16 protein-coding genes and 1 riboswitch are annotated in these 19,709 nt (G+C 72.3%); of the genes, 4 read left to right on the forward strand and 12 right to left on the reverse strand.

Translation table 11 applies throughout. The annotated features are described in order from the left end of the window. Position 1 precedes the first annotated feature (1 nt). From BJ979_RS08420 to glgX, 5 genes are all read right to left on the reverse strand, one after another. Positions 2-445 (reverse strand): DUF2510 domain-containing protein, encoded by a 444-nt coding sequence (locus tag BJ979_RS08420; RefSeq protein WP_179566986.1) that lies wholly within the window; start codon positions 443-445, stop codon positions 2-4. A gap of 14 nt (positions 446-459) precedes the next feature. Beyond that, entirely contained in the window at positions 460-927 is a 468-nt protein-coding gene (gene ybaK / locus BJ979_RS08425) for a Cys-tRNA(Pro) deacylase (RefSeq protein ID WP_179566995.1), read from the reverse strand. After that, entirely contained in the window at positions 924-1,664 is a 741-nt protein-coding gene (locus tag BJ979_RS08430) for a DUF2510 domain-containing protein (RefSeq protein ID WP_179567006.1), read from the reverse strand. The genes ybaK and BJ979_RS08430 overlap by 4 nt, the downstream gene beginning before the upstream one ends. A 77-nt stretch (positions 1,665-1,741) precedes the next feature. Then, positions 1,742-2,032, reverse strand: coding sequence for a hypothetical protein (locus BJ979_RS08435; protein WP_179567008.1), 291 nt, complete (start codon positions 2,030-2,032; stop codon positions 1,742-1,744). A gap of 39 nt (positions 2,033-2,071) precedes the next feature. After that, positions 2,072-4,135, reverse strand: a complete 2,064-nt coding sequence (glgX, locus tag BJ979_RS08440) for a glycogen debranching protein GlgX (protein WP_179567010.1) — start codon at positions 4,133-4,135, stop codon at positions 2,072-2,074. Between the two features lie 88 nt (positions 4,136-4,223). On the opposite strand from glgX, the gene BJ979_RS08445 reads away from it, so the two are divergent. Then, complete coding sequence (locus BJ979_RS08445) at positions 4,224-5,495, forward strand: cysteine desulfurase family protein (protein ID WP_179567011.1); 1,272 nt, start codon at positions 4,224-4,226, stop codon at positions 5,493-5,495. Between the two features lie 40 nt (positions 5,496-5,535). Beyond that, a complete protein-coding gene (mnmA, locus tag BJ979_RS08450; RefSeq protein ID WP_179567012.1) occupies positions 5,536-6,687 on the forward strand; it encodes a tRNA 2-thiouridine(34) synthase MnmA in 1,152 nt (383 codons plus the stop codon). Positions 6,688-6,712: 25 nt separating this feature from the next. Here mnmA and BJ979_RS08455 read toward each other — a convergent pair whose 3' ends face one another. From BJ979_RS08455 to BJ979_RS08465, 3 genes are read right to left on the reverse strand one after another with little or no spacing between them, the layout of a single operon-like run. Beyond that, entirely contained in the window at positions 6,713-7,609 is an 897-nt protein-coding gene (locus BJ979_RS08455) for a serine hydrolase domain-containing protein (RefSeq protein ID WP_179567013.1), read from the reverse strand. 31 nt (positions 7,610-7,640) lie between these two features. Next, complete coding sequence (locus BJ979_RS08460) at positions 7,641-7,955, reverse strand: ArsR/SmtB family transcription factor (RefSeq protein ID WP_179567014.1); 315 nt, start codon at positions 7,953-7,955, stop codon at positions 7,641-7,643. Further along, complete coding sequence (locus tag BJ979_RS08465) at positions 7,952-8,473, reverse strand: SRPBCC domain-containing protein (protein ID WP_246286726.1); 522 nt, start codon at positions 8,471-8,473, stop codon at positions 7,952-7,954. Before BJ979_RS08465 ends, BJ979_RS08460 begins: the two co-directional genes overlap by 4 nt. Before the next feature lie 197 nt (positions 8,474-8,670). Between BJ979_RS08465 and ligA the strand changes: the two genes are divergently transcribed. Further along, positions 8,671-11,133: an NAD-dependent DNA ligase LigA gene (ligA, locus tag BJ979_RS08470; protein ID WP_179567016.1), complete on the forward strand. Its 2,463-nt coding sequence runs from the start codon at positions 8,671-8,673 to the stop codon at positions 11,131-11,133. Positions 11,134-11,386: 253 nt separating this feature from the next. Further along, positions 11,387-12,790 carry an alpha/beta hydrolase gene (locus BJ979_RS08475; protein ID WP_179567018.1) on the forward strand — a complete coding sequence of 468 codons (1,404 nt, stop codon included), beginning with the start codon at positions 11,387-11,389 and terminating at the stop codon, positions 12,788-12,790. Between the two features lie 112 nt (positions 12,791-12,902). Here BJ979_RS08475 and BJ979_RS08480 read toward each other — a convergent pair whose 3' ends face one another. The 4 genes from BJ979_RS08480 to BJ979_RS08490 all read right to left on the reverse strand — a co-directional run bounded on the left by BJ979_RS08480 (position 12,903) and on the right by BJ979_RS08490 (position 19,400). Next, positions 12,903-16,703, reverse strand: a complete 3,801-nt coding sequence (locus BJ979_RS08480) for a GH92 family glycosyl hydrolase (protein WP_179567020.1) — start codon at positions 16,701-16,703, stop codon at positions 12,903-12,905. 187 nt (positions 16,704-16,890) lie between these two features. Then, positions 16,891-18,495 carry a helix-turn-helix domain-containing protein gene (locus tag BJ979_RS08485; RefSeq protein WP_425502468.1) on the reverse strand — a complete coding sequence of 535 codons (1,605 nt, stop codon included), beginning with the start codon at positions 18,493-18,495 and terminating at the stop codon, positions 16,891-16,893. 121 nt (positions 18,496-18,616) lie between these two features. After that, complete coding sequence (locus BJ979_RS17935; RefSeq protein WP_281360918.1) at positions 18,617-18,745, reverse strand: hypothetical protein; 129 nt, start codon at positions 18,743-18,745, stop codon at positions 18,617-18,619. 40 nt (positions 18,746-18,785) lie between these two features. Beyond that, on the reverse strand, positions 18,786-19,400 hold the full coding sequence (locus BJ979_RS08490) for a hypothetical protein (protein ID WP_179567024.1): 615 nt from the start codon (positions 19,398-19,400) through the stop codon (positions 18,786-18,788). Positions 19,401-19,575: 175 nt separating this feature from the next. Then, positions 19,576-19,682: riboswitch (ZMP/ZTP riboswitch) on the forward strand. Positions 19,683-19,709: the final 27 nt, after the last annotated feature.

The following is a 19,709-nucleotide window of genomic DNA, read 5'->3' on the forward strand; positions in this document are numbered from 1 at the left end:
CTCAGGACTCCGGTGCGTCGACGCCGGCGAGCGCCAGCGCGAGGATGAGGCCGACGAGCAGCAGCGTACCGACGATCGCCAGCAGCGAGATCACGAGCCCGGCGATCGCGGCGGGCCGCGACGCGTACGGGGTGCCGGCGACGACCATCCGATTCGCCCGGCGGAGCCCGATGATCGACAGCACGAGTCCCGCGATCGCGAACGGCAGCAGCGCGAGCCCGAAGACTCCGAGGATCAGGCCGATCATCGCGGGCGGGTTCCCGCTCGAACGCTCAGCGGAGCCGGCGTCGGGCGCCCACGCCGACTGCGGCGCGTCGACCGAGCGGCTCGGGGCGCCCGACATGCCGCGGCGCGCATCCGACCAGGCGGCGCCGTTCCACCAGCGCTGGGTTCCAGCCCGCTCGGGGTCGGCGTACCAGCCGGGCGAGTCGGAGGAGGTCGGCATCGTGCGGGTGCCGGTCAGCGGGCGATGTCGGCGAGCGCGCCGCCCGTGATGGTCAGCAGATCGGCGGGGGCGAGCTCGAGGTCGAGGCCGCGACGGCCGCCGCTGACGAGCACGGTCTCCCAGAGCTCGGCGCTGTCGTCGAGCACGGTGTCGTGGCGGTTCTTCTGGCCGATCGGCGAGATGCCGCCGACGACGTAGCCGGTGCGCTTCTGCGCGAGCTCGGGATCGGCCATCGCGGCCTTCCGCCCGCCCACCGCAGCGGCCAGCGCCTTGAGATCGAGCTTCGTGCTGACCGGCACGATGCCGACCACGAGCCGCCCGTCGACCTCCGCCAGCAGGGTCTTGAACACGCGCTCCGGCTCGACGCCGAGCGCGTCGGCGGCCTCCCGGCCGAACGACGCCGCGCGCGGGTCGTGTTCGTAGGCGCGCTCGGTGAAGGGGATGCCCGCCGCGGTGAGCGCACGGATCGCGGGCGTGCTCATCCGCCGTCCACTGCGGTGACGATTCGGGCCACGAGGGTGCCGACCGCGATCACGACGCCGATCGAGCCGATGACGACGCCGGCGATCGCGAGCCCGCGGTAGGCGCCAGCCGGACCGTTCTCGCGGATCATCCGATCCGCCCTCCGCAGCGCCGCGATCGAGAGGGCGAAGCCGATGACGCCGCCGAATCCGCTCGAGAGTCCGAGCACGCTGACGACGAAGCCGGCGATCGCGTAGCCATTGGTGCGGCGACGCGCGTTCGCAGCGCCGTAGTACTGCACCGGGGCGGGCGACCCGGGCGCCGCTCCCGCGGAGGGCGCCGAGGCGTACGGATTCGGCTCGTAGGGGTTGACGGGGTGCGGTGCGCCGCCGGCCGCCGTGAGACCGGCGTTCAGACGGGCTCCGGGCGGCGGAGGCGGCGTCGGCGGCGCGCCGTACGCTCCGTAGCCCGTGACGGCGCCGCCCGAGGTCCACCCCGGCGTGCCGCCCGCCGCGGTCGTCGGCGGGTATCCCGGCGGCGCTGCGGGCGGCACGGATGGGGCGGCGCCCAGCGTCGGCGGCCCGGGCGAGGAACTCGGGATCGCCGGGGGAGCCGTCGTCGGCCGGAACCCCGTCGCCGGGCCGGCCGTCGGGGCATCGCGGCGCGCATCCGACCAGCCGGCGCCGTTCCACCAGCGCTGACCACCCCGGTGCTCGGGATCCGGGTACCAGCCGGGGGAGTCGGAGCTGTCGGGCATGACGACAGACTAGAGCTCGGTTCGGGCCCGGCCGCTCCGGCCAGGCAGCTCCCGCATCCGCTCGGGCAGCCGCGGGATCACCCGCCCGCTGAGCTGCCCGCCGTCAGTGCCGCCGTCAGCCCCGCGGCCAGCAGGATCAGTACCAGCAGCCCGCTCAGGCACCCGGCGAGGGCGACGCCGCTGATCGCGAGACCGCGTCGGGCGATAGCGGCGCGACCTTCGGCGACGAGCGCGTTCGCGCGCTTCAGTCCGCGCAGCGAGACCAGGAGGGCGACCGGCGCGATGATCCAGATCGGGATGCTCACCAGCGCGAGGACGAGTCCGACGACAGCGGTGCCGTTCGACTCGGGCAGCTCACGCTCGGGCATGCGGCGAGCCTACAAGCGCGGCCGCGCCGGGCCGAGGGCTCAGGCGATCGGCGGATGCGCGCGCAGCAGCAGCATCGAGGTCGGTCCCACCGTGAGCTGCTCGCCCGGCACGTGCTCGGCGGCGAGGCCCGAGATGTCGTCGTGCGACGAGTCCCAGAGCAGCGTGTAGCCGCCGACACCCTCGTGCGCGGGCAGGGTCACCTCGACCGGCGACTCGACGCCGTGCACGATCAGCAGGATGCGGTTGAACTCCTCGAACTCGGGCGTCGACGCCGCCAGGTACTGCAGCGTCCGCTGGCTCGGGTCGTCCCAGTTCTCGGGCGACATCGCGGAGCCGGCGACGTTGTACCAGTCCATCTGCGTCGCGCTCGGCACGGTCTCGCCGAACCGGCCGTAGCGCACCGGGCGCAGCGCCGGGTTCTCGCGCCGCAGCCGGGTGAGGGTGCGGCTGACCTGCAGCAGCTCCTCCTGCCAGTCGTCGCGCTCCCAGTGCATCCAGGTCAGCGGCCCGTCGTGGCAGTAGGCGTTGTTGTTGCCGTTCTGGCTGCGGCCCCACTCGTCGCCCGCGGTGATCATCGGCACGCCCGAGCTGAGCAGCAGGGTGCCGAGCAGGTTGCGCATGGTCTTGCGGCGGGCGGCGAGCACCCCGCGGTCGCGGGTCGGACCCTCGACGCCGTGGTTGAAGGAGTGGTTGTCGCTCGAGCCGTCGCGGTTCTCCTCGCCGTTGCCGAGGTTGTGCTTCGTGTCGAAGGCGACGACGTCGGCGAGCGTGAAGCCGTCGTGGGCGGTGACGAAATCGATCGAGGCGAGCGGGCCGCGCTCGGTCGAGAAGACGTGGTTCGAACCGGAGACGCGGCCGGCGAGCGAGCCGATCCCGTGCTGGGCGGTGCCGTGCGCGCGGGCGTGCGCGACATCCGTGAGCCAGAACTTGCGGATGCGGTCGCGGTAGCCGTCGTTCCACTCCGAGTAGCCGTCGGGGAAGTTGCCGACCTGCCAGCCGCCCATTCCGACATCCCACGGCTCGGCGATCATCTTCTGTCCCTGCAGGTCGGGATCGTCGAGGATCGCGCGCAGCAGCGGATGCTCGCGCTGGAACTCGGCGTTCTCGTCGCGCCCGAGCGTCGCCATCAGGTCGAAGCGGAAGCCGTCGACCTGCACCTCCTGGCTCCAGTAGCGCAGCGAGTCGAGTACCAGGCGCTGGGCGGCCGGCTTCGAGTAGTCGACCGTGTTGCCGCATCCGGTCGTGTCGATGTAGTGGCCCTCGGCGGTCTGGCGGTAGTAGCTGCGGTCGTCGATGCCGCGCAGGCTCGTGACCGGACCCTGGGGGCCCTCTTCGGCGGTGTGGTTGTAGACCACATCCAGCACCACCTCGAGACCGGCTTCGTGCAGCAGCCGCACCATGCCCTTGAACTCGCGCAGCACCGCGCCGGTGCCGCCGTGCTGCGCCTCGCGCGAGGCGTAGGCGGCGTGCGGGGTGAAGAAGTTGAGGGTGTTGTAGCCCCAGTAGTTCGCGAGGCCCATCTTCGTGAGCCGCTGCTCGCTGACGAACTGGTGCACCGGCAGCAGCTCGACGGTCGTGACGCCGAGATCCTTGAGGTAGTCGATCGTCGAGGGATGCGCGAGGCCGGCGTAGGTGCCGCGCAGGTGCTCGGGGATCGCGGGGTTGAGCTTGGTGAGTCCCTTGACGTGGGCTTCGTAGATGACGGTGTGGTCGAGGGGGATGCGCGGCTTGGCGACGCCGCCCCAGTCGAAGGCGTCGTCTTGCACATAGCCGCGCCACTCGCCCGTTCCGGTGCGGGCGAGGCCGCGGGCATAGGGATCGATCAGCACGGTCTCGGGCGAGAAGCGCTGGCCCTTCGGTCCGCGCACGCGCAGGCCGTAGCGGGCGCCGGGGCGCAGCTCGGGGCTGCTGGCGCTCCAGACGTCGCCGCCCTCGCCGTCGGCGTCGCGCGTCATCTTGACGGTCGCGGTCGTCCATGCGGGGTCGCGCTCGTCGAAGAGCAGCAGATCCATGCCGGTGGCGTGGGCGCTCCACACGCGTAGAGTGCCGCCGTCGGGCCCGCTGCGCACGCCGAGATCGCGGAGCAGATCGGGGGAGGGCATGCGATCTACGATAAAGCGGTGCGAGCGGCCTCCCTGACGTGGGCCGTCCCCAGAACGGGATGCGCGAGGCCCCAGTACGGAGGACGGCATGACGGTCTACCTCGACCACGCCGCGACCTCGCCGTTGCGGCCGGTGGTTCTCGAGGCCTACACGCACGCCCTGCGCACGGTCGGCAACCCCTCGTCGATCCACGCCGACGGGCAGCGCGCCCGCGAGGTGCTCGAGGAGGGACGCGAGCAGGTCGCCGCGTCGCTCGGCGCGGATCCGATGGAGATCGTCTTCACCTCGGGCGGCACCGAGGCGGTCAACCTCGGCATCAAGGGGCTGTTCTGGGCGCGGAACGCGGGCGCCGGCACCGGCACCGGCACCGGCGCGGTCGCGGGCTCGGGTCGTGCCGCAGTGCTGCCGCGGCCGCGCATCGTCGTGCCGCGCGGCGAGCACCACGCGACGATCGACTCGGTCGAGTGGCTCGAACGGCACGAGGGCGCCGAGCTCTCGTGGGTCGAGCTCGACGCGGAGGGGCACATCCGCCTCGACGACCTCGAGCGCGCGCTCGGCGACGGCACGGACGTCGCGCTCGTCACCGCGCTGTGGGCCAACAACGAGGTCGGAACCCTGCAGCCGGTCGACGAGATCGTCGCGCTCGCGGCCGCGGTCGGCGTGCCCGTGCACCTCGACGCGATCGCCGCCTACGGCCAGGTCGAGGTGGATGCGCACCGCACCGGCGCCGCCGCGATCAGCGTCTCGGCGCACAAGATCGGCGGACCCGTCGGCGTCGGCGCGCTCGTGCTCTCCCGCGGCTGGGATGTCGAGGCGCTGCTGCACGGCGGCGGCCAGCAGCGTGGGCGCTCCGGCACGCAGGATGCGGCCGGCGCGGCCGGCTTCGGCACGGCGGCGGCGGTCGCCGCAGAGATCCTCGGCGCGCACGCCGTGCAGCTCGCGGAACTGCGCGACCGGCTGATCGACGGCGTCATCGCGACCGTTCCGGGTGCGGTGCTGCGCGGGCCGGCGCCTGCCGCGTCCGCAGCCGGATCCGGGTCTGCAACCGCTACCCGCCTGCCCGGCAACGTCCACTTCACCTTCGACGGCTGCGAGGGCGACTCGCTGCTCATGCTGCTCGACCTCGAGGGCTTCTCCGTGTCGACCGGGTCGGCGTGCCAGGCCGGGGTGCCCGAGCCCTCGCACGTGCTGCTCGGCATGGGCGTCGACCCCGCGACCGCGCGCGGCGCGCTGCGCTTCACCCTCGGCCCCGACTCAACCGCCGACGACATCGACGCGCTGCTCGCGGTGCTGCCGGGCGTCGTCGACCGCGCCCGGTCCGCCGGGCTGGCGCAGCGCATCCCCTCGCTCGGCCGCTGAGCGGCCAGCGGTCCGGTCGGGTCACGCTTACCCTGGAGGCATGAGGATCCTCGCGGCGATGAGCGGCGGCGTCGACAGCGCCGTGGCGGCCGCGCGCCTCGTCGAGGCCGGGCACGACGTCGTCGGCGTGCACCTCGCCCTCAGCCGCAACCGCGGAACCCTGCGCACCGGCAGCCGCGGCTGCTGCACGGTCGAAGACGCGCTCGACGCGCGTCGCGCCGCGAACCTGCTCGGCATCCCCTTCTACGTCTGGGACTTCAGCGAGCGCTTCGCCGACGACGTGGTCGACGACTTCATCAGCGAGTACGCGGCCGGCCGAACCCCGAACCCCTGCCTGCGCTGCAATGAGCGCATCAAGTTCGCCGCCGTGCTCGAGAAGGCGCTCGCGCTCGGCTTCGACGCCGTTGCGACCGGGCACTACGCCGAGATCCGCGAAGATGCCGACGGGCACCGCGAGCTGCACCGCGCGGCCGCGTGGGCGAAGGACCAGAGCTACGTGCTCGGCGTGCTGACGGCCGAGCAGCTGGAGCACGCGGTCTTCCCGCTCGGTGCGACACCGTCGAAGGACGAGGTGCGCGCCGAAGCCGCCGCCCGCGGGCTCACGGTCGCGGCGAAGCCCGACAGCTACGACATCTGCTTCATCCCCGACGGCGACACCCGCGGCTGGCTGGCCGACAAGATGGGTGCCGAGCCAGGCGAGATCCTCGACCAGTCGGGGGCCAAGGTCGGCACGCACGCCGGCGCCCACGCCTTCACGGTCGGTCAGCGCAAGGGGCTCAACCTCGGTGTTCCGGCGCCCGATGGTCGCCCGCGTTTCGTGCTCGAGGTGCGTCCGGTGACGAACCAGGTCGTGGTCGGCCCGAAGGAGGCGCTCGCCGTCGCCGAGCTGGCGGGCTCGCGCTTCAGCTGGGCCGGGCGGCCGCCCGCGGATGCCGAGGCCGGCTTCGCCTGCCACGTGCAGGTGCGCGCGCACGGCGAGCCCGTCCCGGCGACCGCGCGGGTCATGGATGCGGCGGACGGCGCGGCGGACGAGGCCCGCGAGCTGGTCATCCGTCCCGAGGCAGCCCTCGACGGCGTCGCGCCCGGTCAGAGCGCCGTCGTCTACGTCGGCACGCGTGTGCTCGGTCAGGTCACGATCGACCGGACCGTGAGCGCGGCGCCGGCCGTCGACCCGGTCCCGGTTCCCGCCTGAGTCCGACCCGTCGCGGCTTCCGGCGTCAGGCCGGGCCGCCGATCTCCGCGTCCAGCGCGTCGAGTGCGGCGTCGACGAGCCGATGGTCGTCGGTCTCCTCGTGTGCCGTGATCGTGACGACCGCATCCCTCTCGGAATCGACGATCACGTATTGCCCGTAGCGGGCGTCGAGTCGCCAGATCGAGTCGCGCTCCTCCCAGCCGGCGATCGCGTAGCGCGCGAACGGGGCGTCGGCGCCGGTCGGCACCCAGCCGGAATGCATCCCGTCGATCCAGGTGCTCGACACGATCCGCCGGTCGTGCCAGAGCCCGCCGTCGCGCAGCACCCGGCCGACGCGCGCGAGCTCCTCGGTGCGCAGCTCAAGCCCGGAGCCGGCGACGATCCAGCCGAGCGGGCAGCGGTGCCACTGCGGATTGTCGATCCCGAGCGGCTCGAACAGCCGGGGGAGCAGCCAGTCGCGCACGTCGCCGACGGCCGCGCCGAGCATTCGCATCGCGACATAGGTGCTGGCGTCCGAGTACTGGAAGACGGTGCCGGCACCGCGGCTGGGGCGGCCGAGCATCGCCTGGGCGAGATCGGCGCCGGGCACGGGCTGATCGCCGAACCACTCGAAGTCGATACCGCTCGTCATCGTCAGCAGGTGGCGCAGGGTGACGCCCTCGACGCCGGCGCCGAGCTCGAGGCCTCCCAGCAGCTCCGGCACGCGGGTGTCGAGTGTCAGCAGTCCCTCGTCGGCGGCGATGCCGGCGGCGAGCGCGCTGACGCCCTTCGACACGGAATAGAGGTTGACCCGATCGTCGCTGCGCCACCGGTGCCCGGCCGCGTCATCGGCGCCGAGCAGGATGTGCACTCCGTAGGCGCCGAGCCGGTCGGCATCGACGGCGGTCACGAAGCGGTCGCGGACCCTCTCGGCTGCGCTCATGCGGCCAGTCTCGCCGACGCCGCCGACACGGCTACAGGCCCTCGGCGATCCGCTTGATCGCGGCCAGGCGGCGATCCCACTCGGCGCCGATGCGGTCGAGCTCGCGCGCCGTGTCGCCGAGCCGTGAGCCGAGCACGCTCCAGCGCAGCTCACGGCCGACGCGGTGCGACTCGACCACGCCGACCTGCTCGAGCACGGCGAGGTGCTTCGCGATCGCCTGCCGGGTCACCGGCAGCCGCTCGGCGAGCGCGGACGCCGAGGCGTCGCCCTCGCCGAGCGCGAGCAGGATGCTCCAGCGGGTGTCGTCGCCGAGCGCGGCGAAGACGGCCACGAGCCGCTCGGTCATGCGTGTTCCGCGGCGGCCGGGCCGCTCTCGGCGCCGTCGCCGCCCTCGAGGTAGGCGACCAGCTCGTCGAGCTCGTGCGTCCATCCGCCCCGGTTGCTCTCCAGCGCCGCGGCGGGATCGCTCAGCGCCGCGAATCCCGTCTCGACGACCGTGAGCACCGTGCCCGCGTCGGCTCCGTCGCCGTCGGGCTCGATCGTGAAACGGAATACGGTCGAGCGCACCGGATCCGGCCGCGCGGTGTCGAGCAGCGCGGGCTCGTTGCTCCAGCGGTAGGCGATCGCGCGCGGCGCATCCAGCTCGACGATCTCGAAGGGGAAGCCGCCGTAGTCCTTCCAGACGAGTCGGCCGGCGCCGCCGACCTCGAGCCGGTCGAGCTCGGTGCTCTCACTGAACCAGCGGCTGATGTGCTCGGGCTCGGTCACGGCGGCCCAGACCTTCGCCGGGCTCGCGGCGATGCGGATGCTGCGTCGCACCGCGAAGGAGTCGTGGTCGATCGCGGCGGGCTCGTTGGCGGTCATGCTCATGATCCTGGTCCTTCCGATTATGAAGTGCAACCGAATGATTGCAAAAGAAGGATGCGCGTGCTCTGCGAATAATGCAACCCATGAGTTGCACATTTAATGCACCCAGGTCTCGACGCTCGCGCATCCGTCGCTCGTCCGGGCGCCCGCCGAGCATCCCCGGCGGCGTCGGTGGTGCGCCCTAGGCTGACCCCGTGGCACGAGGACGCAGCGCGAATGACTCTTCCCCCGAGCAGGTGCCCGCGGCGACGCGGGCCGATCTCAGCGCCGCCAAGCGCGAGGCCGACGAGCTGACGAACCGCATCGTCGAGCTGCGCGAGGCGTACTACCAGCGCGATACGCCCGAGGCGAGCGACGAGGAGTACGACCGCCTCATCCACCGCCTCGAAGAGCTCGAGCGGCTCTTCCCCGAGCTGCAGAGCCAGGACAGCCCGACGCAGACCGTCGGCGGGCGCGTCTCGTCGCTCTTCGACCCGGTCGTGCACGCCGAGCGCATGCTGAGCCTCGACAACGTCTTCAGCGAGCAGGAGTTCCTGGAGTGGGCGGCCAAGGTCGAGCGCGACGCCGGCCGCCGCGTCGACTTCCTCTGCGAGCTCAAGATCGACGGCCTCGCGATCAACCTGCGCTACGAGCGCGGTCGTCTGGTCAGCGCGGCCACCCGCGGCGACGGCGTGACCGGCGAGGATGTGACGCCGACCGTGCTGCGCATCCCCGGCGTCCCGCAGCGGCTCGAGGGGGAGGGGCATCCCGAGCTCGTCGAGGTGCGCGGCGAGATCTTCCTCGCCGTCGAGGCCTTCGAGCGCCTCAACGTCCTGCTCGCGAGCCTGCGCGACCGCGTCGTCGACGACGCCCGAGCGAAGCAGGGCTCCGCGTTCGACGAGGAGAAGACGACGCTCGCCGCGGCCCGCCGCTTCCCGGCGCTCGCCAACCCGCGCAACGCCGCGAGCGGCGGCCTGCGCCAGCAGCTCGACAAGAAAGACGGCATGGAGCTCGAGGCCGGGCTCGCCCGCATCCACGAGCTCTCGCTCTATGTGCACGGCATCGGCGCCTGGCCGAACCCGCCCGTGGCCGCGCAGTCCGAGGTCTACGGGCTGCTGAAGGGATGGGGCCTGCCGACGAGCCCCTACTTCGAGGTCACGCAGGATGCCGCGGGCGCCGCCGCCTACATCCGCCGCTTCGGCGAGAACCGGCACAGCGTCGAGCACGAGATCGACGGCGTCGTCGTCAAGGTCGACGAGCTCGCCCTGCACGAGGAGCTCGGCGCCACCAGCCGCGCCCCGCGGTGGGCGATCGCGTACAAGTACCCGCCCGAGGAGGTCAACACCAAGCTGCTCGACATCGTCGTCAGCGTCGGCCGCACCGGCCGCGCCACCCCCTACGCGGTGATGCAGAAGGTGCGCGTCGCCGGCAGCGAGGTGCGCCAGGCGACCCTGCACAACCAGGACGTCGTGAAGGTCAAGGGCGTGCTGATCGGCGACACCGTCGTGCTGCGCAAGGCCGGTGACGTGATCCCCGAGGTGCTCGGGCCGGTGGCCGAGCTGCGTGACGGCAGCGAGCGCGAGTTCGTCATGCCCGAGAACTGCCCCGAGTGCGGCACGAAGCTCGCCCCCGCCAAGGAGGGCGACGTCGACCTGCGCTGCCCCAACGCGAAGGCCTGCCCGGCGCAGGTGCGCGGCCGGGTCGAGCACATCGGCTCGCGCGGCGCGCTCGACATCGAAGGACTCGGCGAGGTCGGCGCCGCCGCGCTCACCCAGCCGGACGTGCCCGAGGTGCCCCCGCTCGTGACCGAGGCCCGGCTGTTCGGGCTGACGATCGACGACATCATCGGCATCCAGGTCATCGTGCGCGATGCCGAGACCGGGCTGCAGAAGACCGAAGACGACGGCACGCTGCGCACGCGCACTCCCTTCCAGAAGGTAAGTCTCGAGTACCCGCCCGAGGCAGAGGGGCTGGATGCGGCCGAGCGTCGCAAGGCCGGCCTCAAGAAGGACTTCCGCGTCATCCACCCCTCCGAGGTGGCGAACACCCTGCTCGCCGAGCTCGAGAAGGCGAAGACGAAAGAGCTCTGGCGTCTGCTGGTCAGCCTGAGCATCCGGCACGTGGGCCCGGTCGCGGCCCGCGCGCTCGCGCAGTACTTCGGCTCGCTCGGCGCGATCCGCTCGGCGACGCGCGAGGAGCTCGCGGCGGTGGATGGCGTGGGCGGCATCATCGCCGACGCCCTGCTCGACTGGTTCGAGGTCGACTGGCACCGCGAGATCGTCGAGACCTGGGCCGCCGACGGCGTGCAGTGGGCGACGCCCGGACACCCCGGTCCCGGGGCGGCAGCCGCCGAGGGCGGACCGCTCTCGGGTCTCACGGTCGTCGCGACCGGATCGCTCGAGGGCTTCACCCGGGAGGGCGCGCAGGAGGCGATCATCCAGGCCGGCGGCAAGGCCGCGTCCAGCGTGAGCAAGAAGACCGACTACGTCGCGGCCGGCCCCGGCGCCGGCTCGAAGCTGCAGAAGGCCGAAGACCTCGGCGTGCGCATCATCGACGCGGCGCAGTTCGCGCTGCTCGTCGAGGGCGGGCCCGCCGCGATCGGCGACCCGGTCGCGGGCGGCGACGCGGACCCGTCGAGTGCCGCCGAGACCCCGGCGGGGGACGCCGCGGCCGAGTAATCCGATGGGTCCTTCGCGTCCGTTAACGAGTGCGAAAGCGCGACGCGCCGTGCCATTGACCCCCGTGCACGTCACGATCCTTGCGTTGTCGACCCCCGGACGGGGGTGATTTTGCGTTTCAAAGCCTCTCGCGCGTTACTTTTTCGTGAACTCCCCCCTGATGGGGGCGGACAGATGCGTATCCTGAAGGCCTCGCCGCCGGGGTGACTGGGACCGATCTCCGGCGGTGCTTACCCGAGGGGACACCCCTGCCGTGCTGTTCGACGTCACAGCGGTACTCGTCACCTCGACGACGCTGGGATCCGTCGTCGAGGTCTCTGGCGTGCCCGTGACCCCGACCGCCGTCGTCGCCGTCGCGCCCCTCGACCGCGGCGCCGCAGTCCCCGACCGCGCCGCCGCATCCCCGGCCACCGCACGCGCGGCGACCTCCCTCGCGTCCGCCGTCGACCCGGCCGCGCTGCCCGCCGCGCTCGGCCCCGCGCCCTTCATCGGCCCGCAGCCCGCCCAGAAGCTCGCGCAGGATGCGCTCGAGCGCATCCCGACCCTGCGCGGCACGACGCTGCTCGCTCAGCTCTCGCTGCTGCAGCGCGACGATCTCGCGACGGTGCTCGGCGACAACCCGAAGCTCGTTCCCCGACTGCTCAGCTCGCCGCCGCCGGCCGCCGCGGTCGCGACCTGGTGGCGCGACTCGAGCACCGACGCGCGCCGCTCGCTCATCGCCGAGGCGCCGCAGCTGGTCGGAGCACTCGAGGGCATCCCGTACACGCAGCGCAGCACGGCGAACAAGCGCTACCTCGACGAGGTGACCGGCGACATCCGCACCCGCCTGCAGAACGGCGTCGGCCGCGCGAAGGCCTCGGAGCTGACGACCCGCCTGCACATGCTCGAGCAGGTGCGCGAGGCGCTCACGCCCGCCGACGGGGGAGCGCAGCGCCAGCTCGTCTCGCTCGACCCGCGCGGCGACGGCACGGCCGTCATCGTGGTGGGCGACCTGCAGACCGCCGACGATGTCAGCTTCCTGGTGCCGGGCATGTTCTACGGCGTGGATGCGCGCATCGTGCCGTGGACGACGACGGCCGCCGACCTGCAGAAGCAGCAGGGCGAGTGGCTGAAGCGGCTCGGCCGCGGCGATGAGACGAGCGCGGTCGTCTCGTGGATCGGCTACGAGACCCCGACCCTCGTCAACGTCGCCGCGATGGACAACGCGCGCGCCGGTCAGAAGGCGCTTACCGCCTCGCTGCGTGGGCTCGCGGCCGCCCGCGACGACCACCCCTATGTGTCGGTGCTCGCGCACAGCTACGGCACGACGGCCGCGATGCTCTCCCTCTCCGAAGACGATGTGACCGTCGACTCGCTCGCGATGGTCGGCTCGCCCGGCGGGCCGGTCGCCAACGTGCGCGACCTCGCCGTGCGCGACGGCGTCTGGGTCGGCGCGGCGCCGTGGGATCCGATCGGCGATGCGGGCGTGTTCGGCAACCAGCCGCGCCAGGCGTCGTTCGGGGCGACGAAGCTCGGCGTCGACGGCGCGCACGACCCGATCACGGAATCCGACCTCACGGCCGCCGTCAGCCACAACGACTACTTCACGGTGGGCGGCGAATCGCTGCGCAATCTGGCGCTCGTCGGCATCGGCGAGGGCGCGCGCGTCATCAGCTGACGCGCTGACGGAGCACCGGCACGGAATCGGCCGCGGCCCGACGTGCGACTGGGACGTCACGTCGGACCGCGGCCGATGATCGACGGGATGCGCTGGCTCCGCACCCCTCCGATCAGCTCTGCACGCCGGCTCGCGTGGTCGAGCGCGCGGCGGCCGGCGCGGTGACGCTGATCGGCACCGTGGTGCTGGCGCGCACGCCGTCCGCATCCTCGACCGTGATCGTCGCCGTCACGACGCCGGGCTTCACGAAGGTGTGCGACCCCGAGACACCGTAGGTGGGGGCTCCGTCGTCGCCGACGCCGAGCGGCGCGACGGTTCCGGCGACCTGCGTGGAGCCGTCGCCCCAGTCGATCGTGGCCGTGTACGACGAGGCCGCCGACGCGTCACCGTGCGCGACCGTCGCGAGCACGCCCTCGAACACCGCGCCGGCGGTCGCCGCGATACCCGTCGCCGGGGTCGCGGTGACCGGCGGCACCGGGCGCTGCAGGGCGACATCGTCGACCCAGCCGCGCAGGTAGCCGACCTTGTCGGCGTCGCCGCCGTGGGTGTGCGGCGCGAACGACAGCAGCAGCGCATCCACCGTCTTGCCGACGACGGAGTCGGGCAGCTCGGCGGTGACGCGGTTCCAGGTGTCGACCTTGAGCGCCTTCCCCTGGGCGGCCGCGGTCAGGGCCGCGCCGTTGGAGGCCGTCGGGGCGTCGGCGCTGAGCAGCGTGCCGTCGGTGAAGCGCACGTCGACCGCGACGTCGGCGCTCGCATCCTGCACATAGTCGCCGAACGGTCCGCCGTCCTGTTGCGGACGCACCCAGTAGGAGAGCGTGTCGCCCTTCTGCACGGCGGTCTTCGAGGCCGAGAGGTCGAGCAGCACGTTCGACGCCGTCGCGCCCTCCTTCGTGCCGCGGCCCGAGTAGACGACCGAGGCCGTGCCGCTGTGCGGGTCGCCGGTCTGAACCTTGCTCTCCGGACCGGTCAGACCGCAGCAGTAGCCGCCCACGCCGTCGTTCGTCACGACCTGGCTGGCCGGCGCCTGCGGCTGCCCCGCCTCGAAGCCGCTGCCGGCGAGGTCGCTCACCTGCGCCGCGACCGTGACCGTCACCTTCTGCGTCGCGAGCGTCTGCGTGCCGGCCTTCACCGTGACGGTGACCGTGTGGTCGCCGATCGCGGTGTCGGCGGCGGCGCGCAGCGTGACCGCGGCATCCCCGGCTCCCGTGCCGTCGAGGGCGATGGTGCCGGATGCGGGGCTCGCGCTGATGCCCTCGGCGCCCTCGACCGTCCAGGTGACGGGCGACGAGTCGGCCTGGTCGATGCGCTGCACGTGCACCTTCACCGGATCGGTCGTGCCGCCCGGCGCCGCCGAGAGGTTCGACGGCACGATCGACGCGAGGTGCGAGCGCTCGCCGTCGCGCACCGACGGCGGGGCGTCGGACTCGGCGGTGCCGCGCGTCGTGTTCGGCGTCGCCGACAGCGTGTAGTCGATCTGGGTGTCGCGGGTGATGGCCGCCGCATCCAGGTAGACCTTCGAGGTCTTCGTGCCGTCGACCTTCATCGACTGGATGTAGGGCTTGTCAAGACCCGCACCGGGCGAGGAGAGGTGCAGCACGGGGCCGCTCGCGCGGTGCAGCACGATCTCGGGGAACAGCGGCGTCGCGGTCGCGAGCTCGGCCCGCGAGGGGTTCTGCGGGTAGATGCCCATCGCGGCGAACACGAGCCACGACGACATCTGACCGAGGTCGTCATTGCCGGGGATGCCGTCGGGGCCGTTCGGCTGGCCGTCCTCCGTGTCGATCCAGAGCTGGCGGATCGTCTCGCGCACCGTCTCCTGCGTCTTCCACGGCTGACCCGCGTAGTCGTAGAGCCAGGGCGTGCCGATCGACGGCTCGTTGTCGACGTTGGCATGCAGGTTGGTGTCCCACGAGCCGCCCGCGAGCGTCCACTCGTTCGGCACGCCGTTGCCGTTCTCGTCGCCGACCTCGTGGAAGAAGGCGTCGAGACGCTTCGCCGCCGCCTCCTTGCCGCCCATCGCGGCGAACAGACCGGCCGGGTCGTGCTGCACCATCCACGTGTACTGCGCCGCGGTGCCCTCGACGAAGCCGTCGCTCGAGGCCGGGTCGAAGCCCGACTTCCACGATCCGTCGGCGTTGCGGCCCTGGATGTAGCCGCCGTGGTCGGTCGCCTGCGGGTTGAACTGGTTCTGCCACGACTGCGAGCGCGTCGTGAACTCGGTGTAGTCCTTCGTCAGGCCGAGGTGCTGCGCGAGCTGGGCGAGGCCGGCGTCGGCGGCGCCCATCTCGAGGGTCTCGTTCGGGCATCCCCAGGCGTTGCAGCCCTCGGGGTAGTAGCCGTACTTCAGGAACTGGTCGAGCGAGGGGCGCTGCCCGACGACGGCGATGTTCCAGCCGGCGCGCGAGAGGTCGTCCTCCGTGGGAACCCGGGCGGCCTGCGCGAGCGAGGCGTAGGAGCCCTTCACGTCGAAGTCGGTGCCGCCGAAGGCGACGATGCCGGCGAGGGCCGCGGCCGAGGGGTCGCCGACCATGACGTGGGTCGTGCCGGAGTTGTGGGTCCAGCGATCCCAGACGCCGCCGTTCTGGTCGGCCTGGTTCTTCAGCGACTGGGCGACGTCGCTGCCGCGCTTCGCGTCGAGCAGCGTGACGAGCTGCACCTGCGAGCGGTAGACGTCCCAGCCCGAGAAGGTCTGGTACTGCGCCTGCTGGCCCTTGGTCAGCTTGTGCGTCGCGAGGTCCATGCCGGTGTACTCGCCGGTCACGTCGTTGGCGATCGAGGGGTGCAGCAGCGAGTGGTACAGCGCCGTGTAGAAGGTCGTGCGCTCGGCTGCGGTGCCGCCGCCGGTGCGGATGCGGTTGAGCTCGGTGTTCCAGGCGGCCTTGGTCTGCTTCGCGACCTGGGCGCGCGTGGTGCCGACCGGGTTCTCGGTCGCGAGGTTCTTCTTCGCGCCCGCGAGGTCGACGTAGCTGATGCCGACGCGCATGTTCACGCTGCGGCTCTTCGACGTGTCGAAGCTGACGTAGCCGCCCGAGCCCTTGCCGGCCGGCGGGTAGCCGCCGGGGTAGGTGGTGCCGCCCTGGGCGCTCGTCGAGCCGGGGGTGAGCGCCGCATCCTGCCAGGTTCCGGTCGTGGTGAAGTCGGTGTCGAACTCGGCCACGAAGTGCACGGTGTAGTAGCTCTTCTGCAGGATTCCGTCGCCGGTGAAGCCGCCGCAGAAGTTGCCGCTCGTGACCGAGCCCGTGATGCGGCGGTGCTTCGCGTCGATCTGGATGTCGGCATCGCTCGATCCGACGAGCGAGTCGGAGGTGCGCACGAGCATCGTCGCGGGCGAGCCCTTCGGGTAGCTGAAGGTGCCGGATCCGGTGCGGGTGGTGGCGGCGAGCTTCACGCCGACGCCGTTGTCGAGGTCGACCGCGTAGCTGCCGGGCGAGGCGCTCTCGCGAGCGTGCGAGAACGTCGTCGTCATCGGCGTGCCGGCGGCGTCGGCGGCCGACGGCGAGGTCGTGACCTGCTGGGTGATCGGCAGGAAGGGGATGTCGCCGCTGAGCCCGGCGCAGCCGGCGCCGGAGACGTGGGTGAGCGAGAAGCCGCGCACGGTGTTCGCGCCGTACTCGTAGCCGCTCGGGCTCGGGGTGCGCATGGTGCCGTCGCTGCGCTTGGTGCTCTGGTCGGGACTCCAGCCGAGCATGCCGAAGGGGGCGACCGCGCCGGGGAAGGTGTTGCCGGCGTTCGCCGTGCCGATGAACGGGTCGACGGTCGCGGCCGGGTTGGTGATCAGCGTCGTCGCGGCCTCGGCGGGTGCGGGGACCGTGGCGAGCGCTCCGGCGGCGGCCATCGCGAGGGCGAGACCACCGGCGAGCGCGGTGCGCGTGACGCGGGTGGCGGGGGATGACGTGGTGGGTGCTGGCACGACCTGCTCCATCGAAGGTGGCGAACGAGAACTCGGTCATCAGATCACAGATTGACAGCGCTGTCACCCCCGAACGGGGGACGACCGGCGTGTCTAGTCGTCGAGGCTCGACGGAGGTGGCACGACGGAGGGGGATGTGCGCGGCCGGCCCGCGTGCATCCCCCTCGTCACTCGGGTCGAGCCCGCGTCAGTCGCGGAAGGTGTCGATCGAGGCGCCGAGCGACACGAGGCGCTCCTGCAGCCCCTCGTAGCCGCGGGCGATGATGTCGACGTTGCGCAGCACGCTCTCGCCCTTCGCCGCGAGCATCGCGAGCAGGATCACGACAGCGGGGCGCAGCGCCGGCGGGCAGCTGACCTCGGCGCCGGAGAGGTGCGCCGGCCCGCTGACGTCGAGCCGGTGCGGATCGCGCAGCGTGACGCTTGCACCGAGGCGGGTGAGGTCGAGCAGGTGGATCGCTCGGCCCTCGTAGACCCAGTCGTGCACGAGCGTCGTGCCCTCGGCCATCGCGGCGATGATCACGAAGAACGGCAGGTTGTCGATGTTGAGGCCGGGGAACGGCATCGCGTGGATCTTGTCGATCGGCGCGCGCAGCTTCGAGGGGTGCACCGTGATGTCGACGAGGCGGGTGCGGCCGTTCGCCGCCGGGTACTCCTCGCTCACGTCGAAGACGAGGCCCATCTCGGCGAGCGTGGCGAGCTCGATCTCGAGGAACTCGATCGGCGCGTGCGTGACGGTCAGCGTCGACTCGGTGACGATGCCGGCGGTGAGCAGGCTCATCGCCTCCACCGGGTCCTCGCTCGGCCAGTAGTCGACATCCGCGCGGATCTCGCTCTGCCCGGTGACGCGCAGGGTCGTCGTGCCGATCCCCTCGATGCGGATTCCGAGCAGCTCCAGGTAGAAGCAGAGGTCCTGCACCATGTAGTTCGGGCTGGCGTTGCGGATGACGGTCTCGCCGTCGTGCGCCGCGGCGGCGAGGATCGCGTTCTCGGTCACGGTGTCGCCGCGCTCGGTGAGCACGATCGAGCGGGTGGTGCGGCCGTCGCGGGCGACCTTCACGTCGTACCAGCCGGCCTGCGCATCCACGCCGACGCCGAAGGGGCGCAGCGCGATGAGGTGCGGCTCGACTGTGCGGGTGCCGAGGTCGCAGCCGCCGGCGTAGGGCAGGCGGAAGCTGTCGAAGCGGCCCGAGAGCGGCCCGAGGAACATGAGCACGCTGCGGGTGCGGCGGGCGGCGTCGGCGTCGATCGCGTCGAGGCGCAGCTCGGCGGGGGCGATGATCTCGAGGGTCTCGCCGTCGGCGCTCCAGGTGACGCTCGCGCCGAGGCTGCGTAGCACGTCGATGATGCGGTCGACCTCGACGATGCGCGCGACCTTGTGCAGGCGGGTGACGCCGCGGTTGAGCAGTGCGGCGCAGAGCAGGGCGACGGCGCCGTTCTTGCTCGAGTTGACCGCGATCGATCCGCTGAGCTTGCGGCCGCCCTGCACGCGCAGGTGCGAGCGCTGCGGGGCGCCGCCGATCGAGACGAGCTGCTGGTCGAGCGCGCCGCTGATGCGGGCGAGCAGCTCGAGGCTGAGGTTCTGGCCGCCCTGCTCGATGCGGTTGACGGCGCTCTGGCTGGTGCCGACGCGCTCGGCGAGCTGGGCTTGCGTGAGACCGCGGCCCTGACGGGCTCCGCGGATGAGGGCGCCGACCTCGCGCAGCGGGGCGCTGGGGGTGACGGCGATCGACCCGGTGGGAGTGGGATCGAGGGCGGGGGAGTCGGACGGGGTGAGCGTGGTGGTGTCGGTCACAGCGCGATCGTAACTCGCATGTGAGATATCGACCGGCCCATCCGCTTGCTTTCCGGGTCTGCACTCAGATTTCATTCTCAGATATGAGATGCACGCGACAGTTGTCGCAGAGACCGGGCGCTCAGCCGCCGATCACGTGGGCGAGCGCGGTCGCCACGATCACGACGATGCCGAGCGCCAGCGGCACGAGCATCGCCTCGGGCGAGTTCTGCAGGTCGGCGCGGCGCAGCTGCGCGAGGAAGCGGGTCATCTCGGTTCTCCTCTCCGGAGGTGGGGGTCGTCGTTCGCGGTCAGCCGTTCGCGGTCTCGGGCGACGCCGATCCGCTCGGCGCATCGCCGCTGAAGCTGCCGCCGGCGGAGCCGCTCGGCGACGGCGATCCCGACAGGTGGCTCACCGGCACGGCGCCGGCGGAGGGCTTGGCGCCGGGCTCTCGGGCGCTGTACCAGCCGATCCACTCGCCGTCCTGGTCGACGATCTCGTAGTCGCCGCAGCGCTGCACACGATCGGGCAGGCCGATCTTGCCGAAGCGCGTGTCGAAGGGGAGTCCCTGGCGCGGCATCTCGAGGCACCACGACGGCAGGTCGCCGCCCTTCGCCGCGATCACGGCGTTCGTCTCGTCGTCGGTCGCGACGTTGCGGATGTCGGTGGCCGAGGCGGGGATCCACTCGGGCAGCTGCACCCCGATCCAGCCCTTCGCCGCCTCGACGTGATCGTCGAACGACTCGCTGTGCACCTTGTGCATGCTGTCCATGAGGGTTGAGCAGCCGGCCAGCAGAAGGGATGCGGCGGCCAGCGCGGCCGCGCCGGTGACGAGCGCGGCGCGACGGCCGGCACGGTGTCGGATGCCGCTGCCGACTCCGACGCGGCGGTCGGTGCGGGACGGGCGGGGGCTGTGCGGGGTCATGGATCCATCACAGCCGTCGCCCCGCGCGGGCACGTCGGCGCGGGGTCTGAACGGCGTCATCCGCTCGGCTGATCCCCGCTCATCCGCCGGTCCCATCGGGGCGGTCGGGAGAGGGCGGTCCAGTCGTCGCCGGGCGGCTCGCGCGGGGTTGAGGAGTCGGGCGCTGGCGGTAGACTCGCGGCGTCGCGACTGGCGTTCGGATGGGCTCACCATCAGGGAGCGACTGACTCAAGGGATCTGCCGCTCAGGCGAGCAGAACGGCCGTACGCCTGGGCCGTGACCGACACCCCGTTTCAGTTGAGGAGCCCC

The organism is Schumannella luteola, assembly GCF_013408685.1.
In the GTDB taxonomy this organism is placed as follows: domain Bacteria; phylum Actinomycetota; class Actinomycetes; order Actinomycetales; family Microbacteriaceae; genus Schumannella; species Schumannella luteola.

Bases quoted from the DNA above. Each gene is read 5' to 3' on its own strand.
- BJ979_RS08430 (WP_179567006.1), bottom strand. From the start codon at position 1,664: ATGCCCGACAGCTCCGACTCCCCCGGCTGGTACCCGGATCCCGAGCAC.
- BJ979_RS08420 (WP_179566986.1), bottom strand. From the start codon at position 445: ATGCCGACCTCCTCCGACTCGCCCGGCTGGTACGCCGACCCCGAGCGG.
- BJ979_RS08460 (WP_179567014.1), bottom strand. From the start codon at position 7,955: ATGACCGAGCGGCTCGTGGCCGTCTTCGCCGCGCTCGGCGACGACACC.
- BJ979_RS08455 (WP_179567013.1), bottom strand. From the start codon at position 7,609: ATGAGCGCAGCCGAGAGGGTCCGCGACCGCTTCGTGACCGCCGTCGAT.
- ybaK (WP_179566995.1), bottom strand. From the start codon at position 927: ATGAGCACGCCCGCGATCCGTGCGCTCACCGCGGCGGGCATCCCCTTC.
- BJ979_RS08435 (WP_179567008.1), bottom strand. From the start codon at position 2,032: ATGCCCGAGCGTGAGCTGCCCGAGTCGAACGGCACCGCTGTCGTCGGA.
- BJ979_RS17935 (WP_281360918.1), bottom strand. From the start codon at position 18,745: ATGACCCGCTTCCTCGCGCAGCTGCGCCGCGCCGACCTGCAGAACTCG.
- BJ979_RS08465 (WP_246286726.1), bottom strand. From the start codon at position 8,473: ATGACCGCCAACGAGCCCGCCGCGATCGACCACGACTCCTTCGCGGTG.
- glgX (WP_179567010.1), bottom strand. From the start codon at position 4,135: ATGCCCTCCCCCGATCTGCTCCGCGATCTCGGCGTGCGCAGCGGGCCC.
- mnmA (WP_179567012.1), top strand. From the start codon at position 5,536: ATGAGGATCCTCGCGGCGATGAGCGGCGGCGTCGACAGCGCCGTGGCG.
- BJ979_RS08445 (WP_179567011.1), top strand. From the start codon at position 4,224: ATGACGGTCTACCTCGACCACGCCGCGACCTCGCCGTTGCGGCCGGTG.
- BJ979_RS08490 (WP_179567024.1), bottom strand. From the start codon at position 19,400: ATGACCCCGCACAGCCCCCGCCCGTCCCGCACCGACCGCCGCGTCGGA.